The following is a 19979-nucleotide window of genomic DNA, read 5'->3' as shown; positions in this document are numbered from 1 at the left end:
GGGCGCATACTTGCCGTCAAATTCGGCGTCCTTCACTGGTTCGTTCACGTATTCCGGAGAAAATTACTGTGCGAGTTGATGGATCCTCGTTCCCGGTACGACAGCCTCAGCTATTTCACATAGATGCTTATGGTGCGTCAGGTAGATGACCTGACCTGTGTTTGCCATCGCTCCGAACAGCCTGAAAACCTCCTCCGAGCGAATATGGTCGAACGTCTCCATGATGTCGTCGGCGACGAATGGGACCGAGGGCCGAAATTGCGCGAACTCGTAATAACCGGCGAGTCTTAGGGCAAGGTACAGCTGAAATCGTGCACCCTTTGAAAGCGCTTCGGTGACCTTGGATTGCCCGTCACCCTGCACAGCAATGAGAACCTCACCACCTCTTACAGGCTGGGTTGTCAGCCCCGAATACTGGCCACGCGTCATTAGCTTGAACGCGTCTGATGCGCGCGCCATCATGCCGGAGCGATGGCTCTCACGGTAGATCCGCAAAGCATTGCCAGCCGACATGATGCCAAGCTTCAGCTCTATGTAGCGAACGGCCTTCTCCTCGATTTCCAGCAGGGTTGTGCGCCGTTCAGCATCCAGGCGTGCAACCGCACTATCACCGCCGATGGCGTCCAGCTTGTCGGCCGCGCGCGTCTGCCGGATCAGCTGTTGCTGGATGGTTTCATCGAACAGGCGAAGCCGCTGCTCACCCTCAGCCTTCTCGACCGCGAGGCCGTCGAAATCGATCGCGTCCAGGATCGAGCGGGCCTGCTCGAATCCGTCGACCGCGAGCTCCGCCACTATCCGTTCCTCAAGTTCGGCGACGGTGGTGCGCAAGCCATCGCGCTCACGCAACAGCTCATCGCGTTCGACTACCTCGGGCAGAGTGGCGACACCAAAGACGCCCAGCACCTCGTTCTTGCGGCGTTCGTGTGCCAAAATCTCAGTGTCGAGGATGTCGCGCGCCTCCTTGAGGCGCTTCAGGTCGTTGCCGAGGCTTGCCTTCGTTTCACGTGTCCGCTCGGCACGCTCTAGGCGCTCGGCAAGGCGGATGGCCAACTGCTCCGGGTCGGTATCCTTCGTCGGCTCGTCGGCTTCAACCGCAACGGCGATGACCTCGACCAGAAAATTGGCCCTGTCGGCCTCCATCTTGTCGATACGCAGCTGCAGGTCGTCCCGTTCCTGCAGGCTTCTTGAAAGTTCGGCCAATTGATCGAGCACAGTGCCGACGCCGGATGCGGAGAGCCCGCTTTCGAGCCAAGTTCCCTTGAGTGCTTCGGTAATGCCGGCCAGCCATTCCTCCTCGCGACGCTCCGCCACACCTACTGCAACCCGTCGTGCCGCTAGATCCTCTTCTTTGGAGCTCACCATTCTGAGCGCCTCGGCATACTCGGCGTCCACCTTGCGCTGCCGATCCAGAAACGGCTCCGCGATGGCCATGATTGCTTCGAGGGTGTCGTTGGACTCTGATACAATGCCGACGCTTCCCAGCACTGCTCTCATTTCCAAGCGTATCTGCTCGCCGGCGTCAGCGGCTCGCTCGGCCTTCAAGCGAGCAAGTTCGATCTGCTCCCAGGCAGCGAGCGCATCGCTGCGCGCCTCGATCTGATCCTCGATCCTTTCGATCAGGCGCTCAGACGAAGGTTCCACGGCGTCTCCGAGCAGGTCCCTGGCGGCCGCGCGGATTTCCAACAATTGGGTATCCACATCCTTGCCGAGCTGTGTGCGTTGGATGCCGTTGCGTGACAGGTTGGCCGCGGCCTCGGCCAGCTCGCGCGTAGTTGCCCGGATCTCAGCCAGATCCGCCGCGCCGGCCAGCCGGCCTGCGCTGGCAATGTCATCGCGCGCCAATGCCACGGCGAAGTCGTCAGCGGTGTCACCGGTCAGCGCTGCGCGGTGCGTTGCCCACGCATCATCGCGAACTCGGCGGATGGCGGTAGCCGCTTCATCGTCGACAATGTCGCCCGAGGCACGAAGGGCATCCAATCGTGCGGCGAGCATGGCATGGTTGCCCTCGTATTCAGCAAGGCGTTCGGCAAGTACGGCGGTGTTCCTTGCCAGTTCTGACGCTACCGTCTTCCAGGCGGCAATCTGCCCGGCGCTCGGAACCGCGACGTTGGCGAGAGCGAGGGCATCTCCGTTCCATGGACGCAAGCGCGCGAGCGCCGCCTTCCATCGGATTGTTCCCGCATCTTCCGCCTCGCGAGCCGTCCTAATCTCTGCCTGGTGTCCGCTTGCTCGCGCTTTCGACAAAGCCGAGCCCAGCCTTGCCCTGGCAGGTTCGGGCACCGCCCTTTCCTCGCCGACCCGCTGCCTTGCCACCTGCAGCGCATCGAGTGCCGCCGCGGCTTCGTCGCGAGCGGCACGCATCCCGGTAGCAATCCCGGACCTCTGCTCGACCATGGCGCGAACGACGCCAACGGTGACGGCAGGCAGAAGCAGCGCGCCAGGATCCGCCTCGGAAGATCGGCCCAAGGCGGCAAGGCAGCTCGCCACGCTGTTGTTGAGGATTTGCAGCTCCATCCTGCGAGTGGGCAAGTCAAAGCCAGCCGCGGTATGGCGCACCTTGCTCTCCGCCAGCCCGCGAATGCGTTCGGAAATCGACAGGATCGGTTCGTCCTCGTCGACCGCAGTGACTTTTTCCGCCAGGCGCTCGGTCTCGTCGATGTTTGCGGACAGCCGCGTTCTGAGGCTGGCATCGTCATCGATCAGTTCGGTGACACTTCCCGTCGATGTCCGGGCTGGGGAGGCGATGTCCGGCAGCTGATCCAGCCGGGCAATCTTGCGCCGGATATCCGCCAGCATCGGCGCAGCACGCACGTAACGAGCAAAGGTATCCAGCCTGGCCACCAGCACCGCCCGATCGCTGATGGTTCGGCCGTACTGCTGCGCTGCATCGAGACGTTCGGCCTCCAGGCCCTCGTAGGTTGATGCAAGGGTGTCGATCGCATCCCTGCGCGACTTTACGTCAACAAGGCGCTTCTTCAACAGCGCCAGTTCGGTTCCATGCGCCTGCTTCCGATACAGAGCGTCTGCTTCGGCCTCGAGGGCGTTCAACGTATCACTTGCGTTCCCAAGACCGGCGCTGGCCGTGAACAGAAGCTTGCCGAGGTCGCCCCGCGACTCCAGGATAGATTTTCCGCCGGCTTCCAACGTCTCGTCATCGAGTGAGAACATCGTCGTGTAGGCGTCGCGCGACAGACCGGCGAGATGCGCCGTGATCGCCACCTCGCTTACCGGTTGGCCCGTCGCATTCAATAGCGAATTACTGCGCTGTTTCGTACGCGTGAACGTGTGTTCGGAGCCGGCCAGTTCCAGCACCCCGCCGATGCGCATGGCACTGTACTCGTGCAGGAAGTTGTAGCGGCTCCGTTCCTCGATGCCGAACAGCAAGTCTAGATAGGCCGAAAGCGCAGTCGATTTGCCGGCCTCATTCAGGCCAAACACGATATGCAGATCAGGTCCGGATTCCGGTTTGGGTCCGAAGTCGATCGAACGATCGGTGAACTTTCCATAACGAATGAGGTCAAGGCGCCGCAACCTCATGACGATCCACCGGCCTTAAGGCGGGCAGTCACCAAGTCCGCGCCCTTGGAAAGCACCTGATCGAGGAACTGTTCCAGCCCGGCTTCGTCCGTCCCAGCAAAATCCCGCCCGTCGGCCGGAAGGTCGGCGACCATCTTTTGGACGAACGCCCTCGCCTCAGCGCGGAAGGCCTCCGAGGTGGCATCGGCACGCATTGATTGCTCGAGTTCGAAAATCGGATCAGCAATATCCTCGGCGGTCTCCGTCCGAGGCGGCGCGAGGTCAAGCTCGAGCTTCTCCACCCACGTATGGCCTAGCTGTTCCGCAGCCTGTTCGGCTTCGGCAAGAAGGAGGTCCCTGTCGCGGATCAGCGCCCACATCAGTGGTGACGTTCCTGTCAGGCCAATGCGAGCCACAGCATGACGCGATCGGACGGTTGCCCGCATCTCTTCGAGTGCGAAGCGAACACGCGCGACGGCCTCGGGCCACTCCACCGCTCCGGTAAGGTCGACGCTCACCCGTTCGAACTGCGCAACGCTGGTCAGCCGTTCCTCGATCTCCACCGAACGGTCGTGGCGCACCGTCACCAGGGTGACTGATTTCTCACCGGCCTCGTTGATATCCCTCCCCTGCGGTATTCCCGGCATCACCACGGCACTGGCGCCAGGATGGACTTGGCGAGCATGGATGTGGCCGAGGGCCCAATAGTCGAAACCGTGGGCGTGCAAGTCAGCGATGCTGCAGGGCGCGTAAACGTCGTGACCTGGCGATCCAGCCAGACTGGTATGCATGATGCCTATGTTGACGGCCCCTTCACGAGCCGCCGGATATTTGGTTAACAGGCTGTCCGGCGCCTTAGGGTTCGCAAAGCTCAAACCATGGAATACGACGTCCAGACCGCCGGCTGTCTGCAATACCGACTGAGCACGACCACCAAAGATGGTAACGGTGTCGGGAAATACCAGCTGTTTGGAAATCCGCGACAGGGCGTCATGATTACCGCGGATCTTGAAAACCATGATGCCGGCCTGGTGCAGGCGTGTCATCTGCGCGCCCAAGAACCGCGCTGTCTTCATTGAAGTCTGGTCGCCATCGTATAGGTCGCCAGCAATGACCAACGCGGCCACACGTTCCTCAAGGCAGAGATCCACTATCGAAACGAATGCCTGGCGGCTGGCGTCGCCCACCAGCCCGGCAAGATCGGGATTTCGCATCGCCAGCGAACGAAGCGGCGAGTCGAGATGAATATCGGCCGTGTGTACGAATCGAAATGCCATTCGGCCTCCGCCAGCAAAAGAGGTGTTCCGAGCTTCGACAGAAATTGCAACGAGGGCGCTGCAGCGCCCCGTTACACTTCAGCTAATTTCTCGCTCGCGGATTCGCCGGCCACCAACAAGCCGTCTTGGGACCGTAACACTCCTTTGGCAACCAAATCGGCGACCCCAGCTGAAATCAGCTGCCTTAATTGTGCGCTTGTGGCTTTGAAGCCCAGCATCCTGGCAACGCCTGTGGCGATTTCTTCCTCTGTCGCACCGAGGTTGGATTTCACGACTTCCATAGCGCCTTGGGCGACCTCGTCCTGCGCAATCATTTCGGGCTTGCGCAATCCAGCGGACACGACCCCACTGCGATCCCTGAGACGAACAGGAACACCTGGCTTGAAGCAGAAGTTGCCTCGACGGGCTACTGAACCACCTCTCTGTGCTATGCTTACCCCCCGCTCGATTGCATCCTGAATCCTGCCACCGGCCCGCTGCAGACCCCAGGCGTCCCGAATACGCGAAACTATTTCGTCGACATGGATTGGCGTTTCTGTAGCCACGACCTGCTCGACCAGTCCGGCCATGATTCCGCTGGGCGTCTCGTGGAGTTCGAACGATCCCGGTCGCTTTAGTTCGGCCTCTTCGTAGGCTCGATTGGGTGTCTCGGATCCGTTTGTGCTTTCGAGACCGATTTCCGTCACGTTGCCTCGGTCGACCGTAACAACCTGCACGGCTACAGCTCGATTTCTCTGGACCCCCAATTCGGCCCGCTCATCGAGTTCTTTTCTGGCGGCCTCAATCGCTAGTATGGTTCGCTCCAGCTGCTCACGAGGCCGTTGGAACCAGTCAGCGCTCCAGATGCGATGGATGATCCAACCATGGTCTTCCAGAACCGACTGCCGAAGCCGGTCTCGATCTCTGGCCGAGCGAGATGAGTGATATTCTGCGCCATCGCATTCGATGCCAAGAATATAGCGGCCTGGCCTCTCTGGATCCGCAACTGCGAGGTCGATGAAGAAGCCGGCAATGCCCACTTGAGCATGAACCTGATAACCCATTTCGATCAGCGCGTTGGCTACCTGTTCTACAAAGATTGAATCCATTTCGCGAACCGTGACTTGGGCAAGCGAAATTCGCCCTGTTCTCGCGTAGTGCAAGAAGAGCTTGAAGGCGAAGATGCCTTTCCCTTTGCCACGCTCCAGGTCGATGTCCTCGTCTGTGATGGACGCGAATACTTCGCAGCTGCGCTTGGCGCGGCTTATGAGGACGTTGAGCCGACGCTCGCCGCCTTCCGCGCCAAGAGGGCCGAAACGCATGGCCATGTATCCCTGGGCATTCTTGGCATACCCCACCGAGATCATGATCACGTCGCGCTCATCGCCTTGAACATTTTCGAGGTTCTTGACGAAGAATGGCTCGCTTGGATGAGCGTGAAAGAATTCCTCGGTGTCGGGATTTAGTCGCCGCAGCGCTTCGAGTTCATCCTGGATCGCGCGGCGTTGGCTAACCGAAAATGTTGCAACGCCTAGAGTCTCTTGCGGGTTCACCTTCGCATGACGGATGATCGCCTCCGCTACTGCTCTCGCCTCTACCGGATTGGTTCCTGTGCCGCCGGAATCGAAGACCCCCTCCGGCACATGATGAAACCGCAACCCCATACCTGCCTCTTGGGTATAAGGGCTTGGCACGATGAAAAGCCGGTTCTCGTAGAACTGGCTGTTCGATACTGCGATTAGAGATTGGTGACGGCTACGGTAGTGCCAGCGCAGCATACGCTGCGGCAAGCCGCGGGCCGTGAACAGGCCGAGGATGCTTTCAATGTCGGCGACCTGCGCGCCCTCACCCTCGTCATCTTCAGACTGCGAGCCTGTCATCTTCGCGAAGAATGTCGTGGGTGGCAGTTGGCGTTCGTCGCCAACGACGACCACCTGACTGGCCCTGGCGACCGAGCCAAGTGCGTCCACGGGCTGGATCTGAGACGCCTCGTCCATCACGAGCAGATCGAAGGACATCCGGCCGGGCGACAGGAATTGCGCCACCGAAAGCGGGCTCATCATGAACACTGGCTTCAGCGCCTGGATGGCAGGGCCTGCCTTCTGCATCAATTGCCGGATGGGCATGTGGCCTCGTCTGCGCGCCATCTCAGAACGAAGCAGTCCGACAGGTCCAGCTCCGCCGTCTCTTGAAGGAATTTTCCGGTGATGAGCCGTTACAACTTCGATGGCGCCGGCCTTGATGCGCTGGCGGTCCAGATCTGCGAAGTCACGTACAGCCCTGGAATGCAGTTCCCCGTCGAACCTTGCCAGCTCCGGCTCATCGGTCGCCATCGCCAGAAACATTCGTTCGTAGTAGGCCATATCAAAAACTGATCGAGCCGATCCTGTTGTAATCTGGCCGTTGGCTAGGCCGTCTATCAACTGTCCCAGTCCAGCCTTTCGGGCCGTTTCGGATCGCTCTTCATAGGCAACCCATTTCGAGAGCTGCTCCTGATGATCGAGCCAACCCTGCAGCCGAGAAACGACCTCGCCTATCGCGACGTCCGGAAAATCGACTACTCCAAACAAGGAGGGAGCATCGGCTTTCAAATCCCCTGTAAGCGCCTTCAATTCCCGCGCTGCCGCTTGGGCCGCTTCACGTGCTGAACGTGCCGAGTTTGCGATCTCGATTCTTTCAGGCAACCGCGCAGCCAGATGTCGGATCGAGCCATTTTCTTTCAGCCAAAGCTCGGCTTGCGTGAGAGCGGCCCAATCGGATCCTCGACCGTGCCACGACGAGCCGAATACGAACTTGCCAAGGCTCTCTCCCGCATCGATCCCTTGAGCAAGTGCTTGTAGTCTGCCTAGTCGGCGCAGTAGCTCCACCCGCTCAGTGATTAGATCCGGAACGTCAGTCAGAACCTGTCGTGACGCATCATCGGCTTGAGCTACAGTGCTCGCCTTCGCTTCCATCAGTTGCAGCGAGGCCCGCTCGGCGGAAGCCACGTCGCCTAGCATGGATGACGCGAGGTGCCCGAGATCGTTCCAGAAACCTTCGATAATTGGCCGACCGATTTCGATAACCTTGCGAACGCGCGCTGCACGCGCACCGGCCTCGGAGCGTTCCGCCATCCGGCCGGCGATAATCCGAGGTTCGGGGCCTAGCCCTCGTAGAGTCCGCATCCACTCCACTAGCGCGAGCAGTGGCGCGGAAGCCGATCGCTCCCCACGCCAATCTGCCCCGAAGGCGGAACGGCCAAAAGCGTCGCCTTCGCGGACTCTTGCTGCGGCAGCCTGACCCTTCATCAAAAGGTCGAGGAGACCAACTATCTGCGTCGCAGGCGCGCTAGGGTCGACCACAATAGTCCGCGCAAGTGCTGTGGCGCGACGGTAGTCGCCGTTCAATGCTTTCAATATTCCCGTGTGTGTGGCGAGCGCCTGCCGCGCCGCGGCCACCTCGGTGCTCCACGCCGCGTCAACAACCTTGCCCTGAAGGTCGGCTCTGGCAGCCTCAAGCGTCGCTACGCTGTCGGCAAGGTCGCCTGCCTGCTCAAGTCCGGAGTCCCAAACGGTGGCTGCGAAGGCCTCCGGACTTGCGTCAGGTGCTGCCGCTACTCGCTCGCCGGTCACGGCCAGCCTGAGCAAGCCTGCCAACGTGTCTGGCAATATCGCCGATCCGAGTTCCTGATTCAGGCGCTCAGCTTCTTCCCTCAAGCGTGGGAGCAGAATGGTGAGCTGTCGCGCACGATGGAAACCATCTTTCGGAAATTCCGAGGGAAGCTTTGCAAGCTCTGTCTCGAGACCTTCAATTGGCGTGTCGATAGCCGTTGCCGCCAACTGCTCCGAAAGTTCCTCGGACTTGCGGGCGAAATCCGTTCCTGACCAGAGAAGCGATGAAATGTCTTTCGGACGCTCATCCCATACCGGCGAGACGAGCGCCTCGGCAGGAAGTCCAGGCGCGGACGCGAGAAGCTCAGCGCGATCTTCTATCTCGCCGCTGTCGCTGAGAATTTTCGGAGGCTCGGCCTTGATCCGCTCAGCGATACCGACCAGTTTGGCGTGCAGTGCCTTGGCTTGGTCCAGCAACGCCGCGATGCGTGGGACGAGCCTCTCAATGGTCGTTGGAAGAACGACATCCAGGCCAACTCCCCGCCACGGGTGGTGGATCGGCAAGCCGATCTCGTTGATCCGCTGAGAGACCTCATCGAGCAATTTGCGACGTTGCGAAACGCCGTCAGTTGTCCAGCTTGTGGCATCCGTAAGTTCGATGTCCACTGGTTTCTGACCGACCTGCCTTAGTCGGGTTAGCTGGCCGAGAACCTGATAAGGAGTGAGTTCGGACGCTCCGAACGCAACGTGCATTCGTGCAGCATGTGCGTTGAGTTTATCGCGAGCCTCCAGCAAGCGATCAGTTAGGGAAGAAGGAAGCTGGCCCCTGGGCGATCCGAGTTGCCAGGTTCGCCGCAGCTCCTCTAGCATCATGCGCTTGTTCGCCTTGTTACTATGCAGCTCAAGGCAGGCGTCCCCCACCCCAGCAGTGTCAAGCCGTCGCTTGACGACCTCCAGCGCTGCCATCTTTTCGGCCACGAACAGCACGGTCTTTCCGTCGGCAACGGCCGACCCAATAATGTTTGCGATCGTCTGCGATTTTCCTGTCCCAGGCGGACCTTGGATAACGAGGTCGCGACCTTTTCTGACGTCATGGATCGCCAGTGTCTGAGAACTGTCACTGTCGACGATATGCAACATTTCGGCGGGCGCAATGTGCGGATCAATCGCTATGTCGTCCGACATAAGCGGCTCGCGTGTTTCGAAACCATCTGAAAGAAGCGAGCGGATCTTCGGTTGTTCGATAATCTTTGCGCCATCGGGCCAGAGATCCGGATCCAGATCACGGTACATCAAGAACTTCGCAAACGAGAAGAAGCCGAGCACCATATCGTCGCGAAGCACCTCCCAACCCTCTTTGGTCGAAATTGCTTCGGCAACGGCATCGAGATAGGCCGAGACGTCGAAGTCATCTCCCACCTCAAAACGCGGCAGAGCGAGCTTGTGAATGCGGTCGAGATAGAGTTCCAAGGAGAGGTTTGCGGTAAGATCTTCCGGCCGGGCTCGTAGGCGGAATTTTTCTCCAGCGGCCCCTCGCTCAAGCCGAACCGGCACCAAAATGAGGGGGGCCTGACGGATGTTCTCTTTGTTGTTCGGGTCAATCCACTTCAGCATTCCAAGGGCCAGAAAGAGGATATTGACGCCCTGCTCTTCCTCGAGTGTGCGGGCATCATGGTAGAGATCAAGGAGCCGCCGCTGCAGCCCAGTTGGGGTCATACGCGTCTGCAGCTTGGTGTCCGAGTGCCGCGCGGATATCCCTCTGTTATCGACTCCATCGTCCTCTGGTTGGGCGAGAGCGACGGGGGAATAGTCGATCTCTTCGTCTGGAGGGCTGCTTTCATCCTGGCCCGCTTTCGGCCTATCGGGCTTGCCGGCCAGGAAGGTAAAAGCCTTTCCTTCGGTCACCAGCAATCGATAAATTTCGGACGACTTCTCATCGACGATATCGATCGTCTTCGCGCTCTTGGAAAACCGCGGCACATTCAAAAGTCGATTGCGGGCGGAAAGATCGAGCAACTCCATCCTGGCGCGCTCGAGTTTCTCCTTTAGAGGGAGATCGCTTTGGAAGACTGACTGTTTTACGTCCAAGACTTACATCCCCTTTGAAAGGAGAACCAGCTAGAGCCCGCGTAGAGCGTTCGCGCAAGAAAAAACAGCCGTGTTCAATTAGAAACGACTGCGATCACTTCTGGACACCGTCCAATATTGCGACGTGTGATATGGGTCAGAGCCTGCATTCTTGGCCCCCTTTGCCTAGTCGCTATCCGACGAGGATTCTCGCTCCCTGCCCCCGTATTTAGCCGCCTCCACAATGTCTTTTTCTGACACAGAGAGTCCGTTGCGGACCCGAATGGCTCCCGCACTTGGAACGCGGTCCAATTCAGATCCAGTCTTTGCCTTATCCTTCTGGGGCTTAACCTCCGGCGGCGGGTCTTTCGAAAATGTCATGCGTAGGTCCTACTCGTCCAAATCTAAATGCATCCGCCTGTGAGCCTCAAGCCGCTTTCCTGGTCATACAAAGAAAACGCCGCGCCCAATCAATCCACCGTCTCTCGTGGTTCCGCATTCTGATTGGCGCTTTAACATTCATCACTATTAGCGCCTGGCATTTAGTATCCTCCCTCTACTGGTTTTTTTAGCCGATAAGTAATAGATCGGGATTTCACTGCAGAAGTCCGGAGCCATGAAGTGACTGACGAAATCCAAAATACGGCCACCGCGCTGATGGAGCTTACCGCCGATATCGTTGCGGCTTATGTGAGCAAGAATTCAGTGCCGGTCTCCTCATTGCCGGACCTTATTGCCAGCATCAATTCGTCATTAGCGCGTATCGGCCAGCCGTCCGAACCGGAAAAACCCGACCAAGTTCCCGCGGTCAACCCCAAGCGCTCAGTCACTCCAGACTACATCGTCTGCCTCGAAGACGGCAAAAAGTTCAAGTCCCTCAAGAGACACTTGAACACGCATTTTGGACTGACGCCCGACGCCTATCGCCAAAAATGGGGCCTCTCCAACGATTACCCCATGGTCGCGCCTAACTATTCAGCCAATCGCTCCAGATTGGCAAAATCGATTGGCCTCGGTCGCACAGCAGCCGCGCCCAAGAAAGCAGCAGCCAAGAAGTCAAAGACGCGCTAGCAAAACATTTGGCAGCTTCGCAAAGGATCGAAAATTGAATCGCGATCGCTATTCCCATCGCCGCAGCTCGCGGCCAAGACGCGGCCGGGTTTCAATTATGCGCAAGCGTTTCTTTTCACATAAATCATTAGCCGCGATCCTGGTGATCACGCTAGCAGTGGGCGCTTATGTCACCTCCTACTTTACAGGGTGGGGCAACCAGATCGCGGGACCCAATACAGCAAGCGCACTCGGGTCAAAACCGAAGCCTATCGTCGGCGTAGCGTCCATCGTTGACGGGGACACGATCGAGATCCACGGACAGCGTATTCGTTTCAATGGCATCGACGCACCTGAAAGCAGCCAAAACTGCAGCGACGCAAGCGGGCAAGAATACCCATGCGGCCGCAAATCCGCAGAAGCACTGGACATCTTCCTCAGTCAATCCCGACCCATCCAGTGCAACTTTGTTTCGTGGGATCGTTACAACCGCTTCGTTGGTGATTGTCAGCGGGCGGACGGTGCTAGCATTGCGTCTTGGATGGTCGAACAGGGTTATGCCCTGGATTGGCCTCGATACAGCCATGGTAGTTACGCGTCACAACAGGCAGATGCCCAAAGGGCCAAGATTGGCATCTGGGTTGGCACTTTCACAGCCCCTTGGGATTGGCGAGCAACACATGCAGCCAACAATAAACCCGGTAATGACACATCCTACGGCCTTACAGGCCGTCGCCAAATAGCTCAGAGCTATTCGTGTCAACCGCGTCGCTATTGTAAGCAAATCTCCTCATGCGATGAGGCGCGCTGGTATCTCAATAACTGTAGCTGGGGACCCAAATTGGACCGGGACGGCGACGGAATTCCGTGCGAAGGCATTTGCTGACCAAGCCAATTCCTTAGCGCGCTTTCAGCAAGCCGGACTGGCCACCAGCGTTTCGGTGCATTTGCGCGAGTGCCAATAGAGCCTGGCAAAAGGGCTGGCTGACGTTTGTCTTGGAAAATTCCACCAGCTCGTTGAGCCCGGATGGGCTAGAAAACCGCAAGGCTTCGTAGCGACAGACAGGGATCTGCCGATTATCTCTGAAGCGTTTGTCGGGTCCGCCATTCTTATTGGGATGAGCCCAGGTATAGCTCACGATCTCAGCATCAGATGGAACTTTGCCGGTCTCAATAAAATTGCTGGGGGCAAATTGCGTCCTGAGGTCTCCATACCCAACGGCACCGTACTGGTTTCCGTCCTTCACCAAAATCATGTCTGGCATGAAATAAAGGATTTGCCGGCCGACGTGTATCGACGGTGGTGTGACATTGCTGCGAACAACCGTCGGCAAGGAAGCTTGGAGCGTCGTCGACTTTTTATCGACCAACATCGTGGCTCCCGCATTGCGCTTCCAAGTCGTCAGATCCTCTATCTTGCCACCAGCCGCGACATGCCAACTCGCCGCGCAGCGTGTGAGCGTGTCAAAGGCGGCGACAAGTCGCCCGTAGGCCGCCTCCGCGTCCTGCTCCAAATCATAGTAGAGCACGCTCACCCGGCGGTAGCTGTCCAACCAGTTGCCAATAAGCATGCCCGGCAAAAAGGCAGCAATACCGATCAGCGCCACCCCACCTCCCAGCATTGCGCCTGCGATCAATCCGGCGATCCCAAACAGCACGGCCAGGATGAGCGACATTCGCGTCTGCGATTGCCTCGCATTGATTTCATCAAGCACATTGGCAAATGTCTCATCACGCATCTCGATCACATCGGCGGACTCGATTTCTCTCATCACGACGCCACCGCTGACATATTCCACGGGTGAGGATGTTGGATGGGGCTTTGGCCCAGATGGGAATTCAGACAGTTGCAGCGTCTGCTTGGCGCTGCGCTTTCCCAAAGTGCCTCGGTAGTAGAGACCGCCGACGCCTGCATGAATATAATGCCCTCGTGGGCCAGTCCCGATACGAAGACCTTGCACGCCAACGGACGCGCCAACCCCGCCAGACGAGAAGTTAAAGCGGAAAGGTCCCGCACTAATCGATTTTCGAACGTAAAACCCCATCCCCGCAATCCCCCCCAAGCCCTGTGAGCGAAACCCAAGGGCAGTTCGCCTCACAACTTTGGTACCGGAACCAGTCCAATATCTGTCTCTCGCGAACGTTGCCTGACCCTGATCTCAATTCGCCTCCTCGCCTTGACGTCGCCGGCCTGTGCGCCGTCGGTGAGCCGGTCGCCAGGCAATATCAACTGGCCGCCGGACATTGGCAGGATGGTGAAGCCTTTCAGTTCCGGCATATCGCGCAGGATGCCTGTGACGGAGATCGCTCGCGCTAATCCAAGCCCGGCATTGTCGGCAGGATGGAGTGTGCCAATGTCCATCTTGCGCGCCAGTACGGGCTGAAGGCCTCTGTCCATATTCGATGAGTCACCGGACATCGCCTGCTCGTCCGTGTGGCCAATCACCTCAATGACGTCCACACCATAGGAAGTTGCAATTCCAGCAATGGTCTTCGACATCTGCCGCAACTTCGTTTTGAAGCCACCGGAAAGCTCCGCACTTCCAGTATCGAAATTATAGCCATCGAGCTCGCTAAGACTGATGATCGGTGGCCAATCGTGTGGCTTGTCAGCAGAGGCCTCGTTCCTTGCCTTCTTCAGTGCGTCAGCAAGATCCTTGGACGTCTTGCCCGTGCCAACGTAGCCGAGCTCGCGCAGAACCTTCATCTTCTCGATCATGGCTTTGGCCTGATCAACGTCGACGTCGTTGTCAGAGAGGACTTTGGCGGCCGGCGCGCTTTTCACCGCTTCCTCAAGGGTCAGTCCCACTTTTTTGATTGCCTCTGCGGCCTCTTTGGCCCGGACCAATTCACGCCATTCTTGATCTGGTACATTGCGTCGACTTGCAGGCTTGACCATGGCATTCAGCTGAGCCAGCAACCGCTTGTTTTCCTCGTCAAGCTTGCGAGCGTTCTCATTGAGGGACTGCGCAATCTTCTGCGCTGCCGCAGCCTCTTTCTTTGTCTTGGCGATGAGCGCGCCTGCAGCAAGCAAAAGGCAGAAAACGAGAAGCAGCATCGTCTCAGCCATCGTCAGGCCGAGTATCAGGCCGCGGCCATAGCCCTTGCGCTCAAACGTAATGGCTGTTCCGCTAACCTCACTCACCTGCCCCACCAACTTGCTCTCTTTGGCGGTTCACCCTTCTCCACCTCCGCCGGACTGCTTAACGATCGGAAGGTGTCGCCCTCCGTGTCATCCGAAACCTTGATTGGCGTCTCCACAGGGGAGGCAACAGTGGAAGGTGCCGCCACTCGCTCGACATCGTTCGCTATCGCATTGCTCAGAGGCTGGGGAGTGCGCACGGCCGGGAGGCTATGTTGTGTAAGGGTTGCGACGAGGCCGCGTGTTTCATTGCTGTGTTTCTGCATCACAGCCATGAACTCCTCAGTCAAACGCTGCTGCGCTTGGACAGTTTCTGCGGTCTTTTCTGCGGCCGCTGCCGCTCTCTCCACTCCAGTCGCCACCTTGATCACTGCGTCGGCAAGACCGGTCATCCGCGTTTGCTGCTCTTGCGAGGCTGTTTCGGTTTTTATCGCATATTGTGCGACAGCATTACCCAGGAGCTTGACCATCGGCGCCAGATCGTTCTTCAGCACCTCATCAGGAACAACCACCTTTTCCAGCTTGGCAGCCATATTGTCGGCTTGATTACCGAGCTTTCCAACAGAGTTGGACATCGAGCTGTTGGCTTTATCCAGCAAATCCGCTGCAGCTCCAACGCGGTTCGCTATCGAAGCAAACTGGGTTTCGACTTGCCCGAAATTGTGCTGCAACGCGTCACTGAGCTTGGCAGACGCCTCTTGGACAGGCTTGATCGATTCCATGGCAATATTGTCCAGGGCAGATCGAATGTGCTCCCCATTGCGTGCCGCTTGCTCGGCAATCTCTGCAAAGCCCTCTTCGAGCATTTGATGGCTGACACGACGAAAGTCGGCGAACTCCCTGGTTACGCTTTCCATCTCGGCTCTTACACGCCGTGTCATGTCGGCAAGTTCGTGCCTCGCCGTTCGCTCAATGTCCGCGGGATCGCGCCGCATCTGATTGTAGAAAACCCTCAGAGCAATACCGGTGATCGTCGACGTGATCGCGATGCCAAAATTTTGGACGATCGTGTCGGTTGAGCCTTCCGTTCCAAACTGAAACAGCGAGACCCCAAGGCTCGTCAGGGTGAACAGGAAGCCCATATAGTAGAGGTTATCGCCGGTCTGCTCGTCGTGCAGTTGTAGCTTTCCAGCAAAGATCGAAACCCCGAGATAGAAAAACATCAGGCAGGCCGGTGCTACCGCCGCGACGATCGGATTTACGCCTGAGAGTTTTGCAATGGCGATGAATACACACCCGCCGAGTGTCAATGCCGCGAAAACCACGACCGGCAGACGTGGATGATCCAGCAAAGGTTTGTCGTGCGCTCTCGCCATCAGTTTAACCCATCCAAGCCAACCAGCTTTTCGAACTCGCCGTGATGGTTCTGGACCCAATGTGTCCAGAACTCCGCGTGATCCAGGGTCTGAAATGGCTTCTTTGCCCGATCGATATAAAGAATTGTGATGCCCACCCCATCCAGCGACGTCCCATATGTGCGGTCGGCGGCGCTGTTGAGGTATTTTTGGTAATCCAGTCCCGATCGGTACTGCGAGTAAATCGTCGTATGCTCGATCATGTCAGAGGCGACCACCAATCGCTTGGGACTGCCCTGTTTGGCCAAGCTGCTATCGAAGAGCGACAGCTTGATTTTCTGAATTCCAGCCATGATCGGAGATTGGCTCGCGGAAGCCGCATTCGGGATTTCATCGGGAAGTTTGTTCAAAGGATCGCCGAAGGCGTTTTCCCACTTCTTTTGACGCCGCGCAGGATTGTTGGTCCAACTATCGACGGTCGACCCATCACCGGGATTGCATCCATCGAACATCACCGTCAGCTCACCAGGCGCCGAGCTCAGGGTATAAATCCTCACATACCCACCCGGCTCGACCTGCCCAATGGTCTTTCGGAACTCGTTCTTGAGATCAGCCATCGTCGTTGCCGAAATTGGATCAGTGGCGTCGATGAGGACGGCGGTCAGGCTGGAGGGTCCGTCCAATGGGCAATTCGTGTTGGCGTCGATATGGCCATTGCCAGACCTGGTCCACATCCAGCCGAAGCCGGCCAACATCGCAACGGATAGCACACCAAGGGCAATGGCCGCGGCAATGGTACCCGCATTGCCTTTCTTGCGTCTGCGGGTTCGCCTAGACATTCACGCTGTCCGGGTGAAGCTTATCAAGATCTCGGTACTGCTCAATTCCCCGTTCGCATTCCTGACCAATCAGACGAACCTGCTCGTTGAGTTCCTCCTGCGCCTGGCGAATTGATGCGCCAACATCTCCCTCATTCCACTCCCGCTCGCCGGTGACGTATGGCTTGATGCGATCAAGTTTGTAGGGCGTTCCGAAATGCTTGGGCGCCGGCTCGGTCCTCGCCTGGATGTTGGCTTCCCGATACATCGACAAAAGCTGATTGCAGGCTCGCTCCAATTGGTCTTGATGCTGCGCAAAAAGAGCCAGAAGCCTCGATCGATGATCGACAATCGCGCGGTGCTCGCGCCGGCGACTACCAAGCTGCTTGACGATTTCCTCCACTTTTTCGTTGTGGTCGTCGCGGACATCCTGCAGCTCTTCGATCAGTTCCTTCTTTCGATCGATGTAGTCATCGCGCCGTCGAACGAGCCGATTTTCAACGCCAGTGTAGCCTGGGTAAGGGTCGAGCACGAACCAGCCGTCGATAAAAGCGAAAAGCGAAAACATCAGGCCGATCGCAAACAGCAACCAGGACTTGATGTCCGTGAGACCCGCTGGATTGGCGAGCATATTACGGATGACCTCAGCGCCGGCGCCGTCAGCGAGCGAGCCGCTGACCTCACGGTAGTGCGCTAGCGCCAAGTTTATCGAAATCGCCAAGCCGATATAGAAAAGGATTGAAATGATCCCAACGAATTTTACGAAAAACGACCGATGGGTGACGAGACGAGCGCAGAAAACCGCCAGGAGCAAAGCCGCCCCGATGTTGATGAAAGAGAATGCCGCAGCCTCAAGGATGCCACCAAAAAATCCCTGCTCATTGCCCTTGGCCAGGAAGTTGCCGTTCATCGCTGTCTCGACCAGAAACAGAAATAGCAGAAGCGATAGCCGGAAAATGTGAGCGGCACCGTGCTGCACACGCGCGGCACGAACGAGACCGTGCTTCTCCTTAAACCATGCATGCTCTTTTTCGGCGTCGTTCAGGGCCCTTCTCAGGCCGTGAAGTTCATCGAGGCCCACGGCGACCGAGGCTTTGAAGTCCGAAACGCTAGCGGCATTCGTCTGACGGATTAGACCGAATTGTTCCTCGAAATCGAGGCCGGCAAGACGACCTCCAAGGAGTTGCAGGTTGTCCTCAAGAGTGTGATGCGCAGCCTTCTTCTCATCCTCAACGCGTTCCACGATGGCATGTTCGACATCGTCGAGATTCTTTGCCGTTTTCGGGGGTTGGTTCACCTCGCCGCGCTGCTTTCCGCGGTTAATGACATCCAGGTCGCCGTCGATCTTGGCAGGGTCCAGGCTGTTGAATAGCTGAGTGCTCGCCCGAAAATCGTGGTTGGATTCTCGCAGTGAGTCACGCAACTTATTTAGTTTTTCGAATTTAGAGCCCACGCACTCACAACCCCAACTTTACGCCCCCCGGCAGAGTGGTTTCTATGCATAGTAGAGCTAAAGGGCAACCGCACATTCACTTCTATCCACTTGCTAGTGCGGATCAGGCTCAATTGAGTTCCAACAAATGATCATGGCTGCTGATCAACTGGTTGATCGGCCGCGACTAGTCATGTCATGAGCCGTGCTGCGATGCTCTAAGGACAGAGTGCTACGAGCGGGTTCGCGACTGGGAAATTATCCACAGTCGTATACGTGTACTGGATCTCACCGCCCAGGCGAACGAAGGCAGATAGTTCCTCCGCACGACAGACATAGTTTTTGGTCATTTCATCGATCTTCTGGACATAGACCGGCCGCGAGACGCCAGCAGCCAACAATTTGGCGTCTACTTCCGCATCGGTCTGAGCCCAGGTGGCGTTGAAAACGATCCTTGGCCCGATTGCGATGATGCTCCGAACGGAGATGTTCGAACTGATCAGCATGGGCAATGCTGGAGCCATTTCGGTTTGCATTTTTTTTGCGTAGGCGCAGACGTCGGTCTTGGTGTACTTCGAGAGGCATTCATTTGCCGTCGCCACCCTTGGCCATGTCAGCAGGATCGCCAACGGGACGTGCATCAATCGCAATCCATCCAAAGTATTCTCCTCGCCCGATCTTGGCCTGCACAGAGGAGCATCTATCCTATTTGTGTTCACAGTGCCACGAGCAGCTTGTGCCCGACCGGCAATAGTGCTCTGTCTGAAATACTTTGGGAGGGCAATAAAATGAAAACAACATTTCTCGCGGCTATGGCCGCTGCAATAATCGCTTGCGCGACCGGCGCGTTTGCACACAGTGGCGGCACTGATGCCAACGGTTGCCATACCAACCATAAGACCGGCGCGTATCACTGTCACTGAAGGTCACGCCTTTCTGAGGGACACAAACATGCTGAAGAACATCATGTCAGCTCCGCTGGGCCTCCTCTTCATGCTGGGCGGGCCGATCACCTACGTGATGAATGTCGTCGACACATGGCAGGGCCATGCATCAGTGGTCGTAAAAATCCTGATTAACTTGAGCCTGGATGCGATGTTGGCGTTCATTTGGCCGATCACTTGGGCAATCTGGCTTTTCAAATATATGGCGGGCGCCGAAACTCCACTAACAACCGTGCTGGGCGTTTGAGGATCAAGTTTGCTGAAAATAATGCTTTTCGACGCCGGCCGGAACGGTCCGGTTGGTCTGCATCTGTGTAGCTATTGCCTCGCTGCTGGCGGTAGCGCCATGGCCGTACGGCTATTACCAATTCCTCCGCGTGGTGGTCTTTTTCGCCGGGATCTACTGCGGAGCCATGGTGTGGCGATCAGGCCCTGAAAATCGCACCCTGGCTTGGGCGCTGTTTGGAGCGGCAGCGATCTTCAACCCGTTCATGCCGGTTCATTTGCCGCGCGAGCTGTGGGCAATCTTCAACGTCGCAGCGGCTACTCTGTTCGGCTTTGTCGCATACCGGCACCGGAATTAAGCCGATAATCTGAGATGGCCAAGAGTGGACCTGAGACGCCGAAGGTCAAGGCGCGCCCGAGGGTCACCGTGTCACAGCCGTTGGCGCTTTATGCGGGAGATCTCCTCGAGCGGACGAAGGAGTACTTCGAGGCTTTCAACCATCTAGGCTCGGAGTCGGAAAAGGCGCATCTTTTTGCCCGTTATTTTCTATTTTCGCATGCCCTAGATGTGGAGCTTCAACAGGTTGTCCTCGATCAGGGCGAGGCGACTGATAGGCGTTTTTGACTTTAGGCTGCCATGTGGA

General features: G+C 57.6%; 14 protein-coding genes. 5 read left to right on the top strand and 9 right to left on the bottom strand.

The features are described 5' to 3' along the window. Positions 1–63: 63 nt before the first annotated feature. The 3 genes from P9217_RS29620 to P9217_RS29610 form a co-directional block, all read right to left on the bottom strand. On the bottom strand, positions 64–3537 hold the full coding sequence (locus tag P9217_RS29620) for an AAA family ATPase (RefSeq protein WP_063169422.1): 3474 nt from the start codon (positions 3535–3537) through the stop codon (positions 64–66). Continuing rightward, on the bottom strand, positions 3534–4793 hold the full coding sequence (locus P9217_RS29615) for a DNA repair exonuclease (RefSeq protein ID WP_063169423.1): 1260 nt from the start codon (positions 4791–4793) through the stop codon (positions 3534–3536). The genes P9217_RS29620 and P9217_RS29615 overlap by 4 nt, the downstream gene beginning before the upstream one ends. A gap of 71 nt (positions 4794–4864) precedes the next feature. Beyond that, positions 4865–10450 carry a DUF3320 domain-containing protein gene (locus tag P9217_RS29610; RefSeq protein ID WP_063169424.1) on the bottom strand — a complete coding sequence of 1862 codons (5586 nt, stop codon included), beginning with the start codon at positions 10448–10450 and terminating at the stop codon, positions 4865–4867. Between the two features lie 636 nt (positions 10451–11086). On the opposite strand from P9217_RS29610, the gene P9217_RS29605 reads away from it, so the two are divergent. Beyond that, positions 11087–11500, top strand: coding sequence for a MucR family transcriptional regulator (locus P9217_RS29605; RefSeq protein ID WP_082826711.1), 414 nt, complete (start codon positions 11087–11089; stop codon positions 11498–11500). Positions 11501–11534: 34 nt separating this feature from the next. Further along, complete coding sequence (locus tag P9217_RS29600) at positions 11535–12365, top strand: thermonuclease family protein (RefSeq protein WP_127224212.1); 831 nt, start codon at positions 11535–11537, stop codon at positions 12363–12365. Between the two features lie 13 nt (positions 12366–12378). On the opposite strand, the gene P9217_RS29595 is transcribed toward P9217_RS29600, so the two are convergent. From P9217_RS29595 to P9217_RS29570, 6 genes are all read right to left on the bottom strand, one after another. Next, complete coding sequence (locus tag P9217_RS29595) at positions 12379–13524, bottom strand: DUF4236 domain-containing protein (RefSeq protein WP_095770037.1); 1146 nt, start codon at positions 13522–13524, stop codon at positions 12379–12381. A 50-nt stretch (positions 13525–13574) separates the two neighbouring features. Next, positions 13575–14624, bottom strand: coding sequence for a hypothetical protein (locus P9217_RS29590; RefSeq protein ID WP_082826712.1), 1050 nt, complete (start codon positions 14622–14624; stop codon positions 13575–13577). Continuing rightward, a complete protein-coding gene (locus P9217_RS29585) occupies positions 14621–15937 on the bottom strand; it encodes a hypothetical protein (RefSeq protein WP_063169428.1) in 1317 nt (438 codons plus the stop codon). Before P9217_RS29585 ends, P9217_RS29590 begins: the two co-directional genes overlap by 4 nt. Beyond that, entirely contained in the window at positions 15937–16755 is an 819-nt protein-coding gene (locus P9217_RS29580; RefSeq protein ID WP_063169429.1) for a hypothetical protein, read from the bottom strand. The genes P9217_RS29585 and P9217_RS29580 overlap by 1 nt, the downstream gene beginning before the upstream one ends. Continuing rightward, on the bottom strand, positions 16748–18187 hold the full coding sequence (locus P9217_RS29575) for a hypothetical protein (protein WP_063169430.1): 1440 nt from the start codon (positions 18185–18187) through the stop codon (positions 16748–16750). Before P9217_RS29575 ends, P9217_RS29580 begins: the two co-directional genes overlap by 8 nt. A 197-nt stretch (positions 18188–18384) precedes the next feature. After that, positions 18385–18825 (bottom strand): hypothetical protein, encoded by a 441-nt coding sequence (locus P9217_RS29570; protein ID WP_126066778.1) that lies wholly within the window; start codon positions 18823–18825, stop codon positions 18385–18387. A 292-nt stretch (positions 18826–19117) separates the two neighbouring features. Between P9217_RS29570 and P9217_RS29565 the strand changes: the two genes are divergently transcribed. Genes P9217_RS29565 through P9217_RS29555 form a run of 3 tightly spaced genes read left to right on the top strand, consistent with a single transcriptional unit; the run spans position 19118 to position 19960 of the window. Then, positions 19118–19357, top strand: a complete 240-nt coding sequence (locus tag P9217_RS29565; RefSeq protein ID WP_082826591.1) for a hypothetical protein — start codon at positions 19118–19120, stop codon at positions 19355–19357. Positions 19358–19409: 52 nt separating this feature from the next. Continuing rightward, positions 19410–19694, top strand: a complete 285-nt coding sequence (locus P9217_RS29560; RefSeq protein WP_063169433.1) for a DUF6804 family protein — start codon at positions 19410–19412, stop codon at positions 19692–19694. Positions 19695–19708: 14 nt separating this feature from the next. Continuing rightward, positions 19709–19960, top strand: a complete 252-nt coding sequence (locus P9217_RS29555) for a hypothetical protein (protein ID WP_127248734.1) — start codon at positions 19709–19711, stop codon at positions 19958–19960. Positions 19961–19979: the final 19 nt, after the last annotated feature.

This window comes from Mesorhizobium sp. WSM4989, assembly GCF_029625795.1.
In the GTDB taxonomy this organism is placed as follows: domain Bacteria; phylum Pseudomonadota; class Alphaproteobacteria; order Rhizobiales; family Rhizobiaceae; genus Mesorhizobium.
Note: the sequence above shows the minus strand (reverse complement) of the source record. Positions and strands in the feature narration are given on the sequence as shown.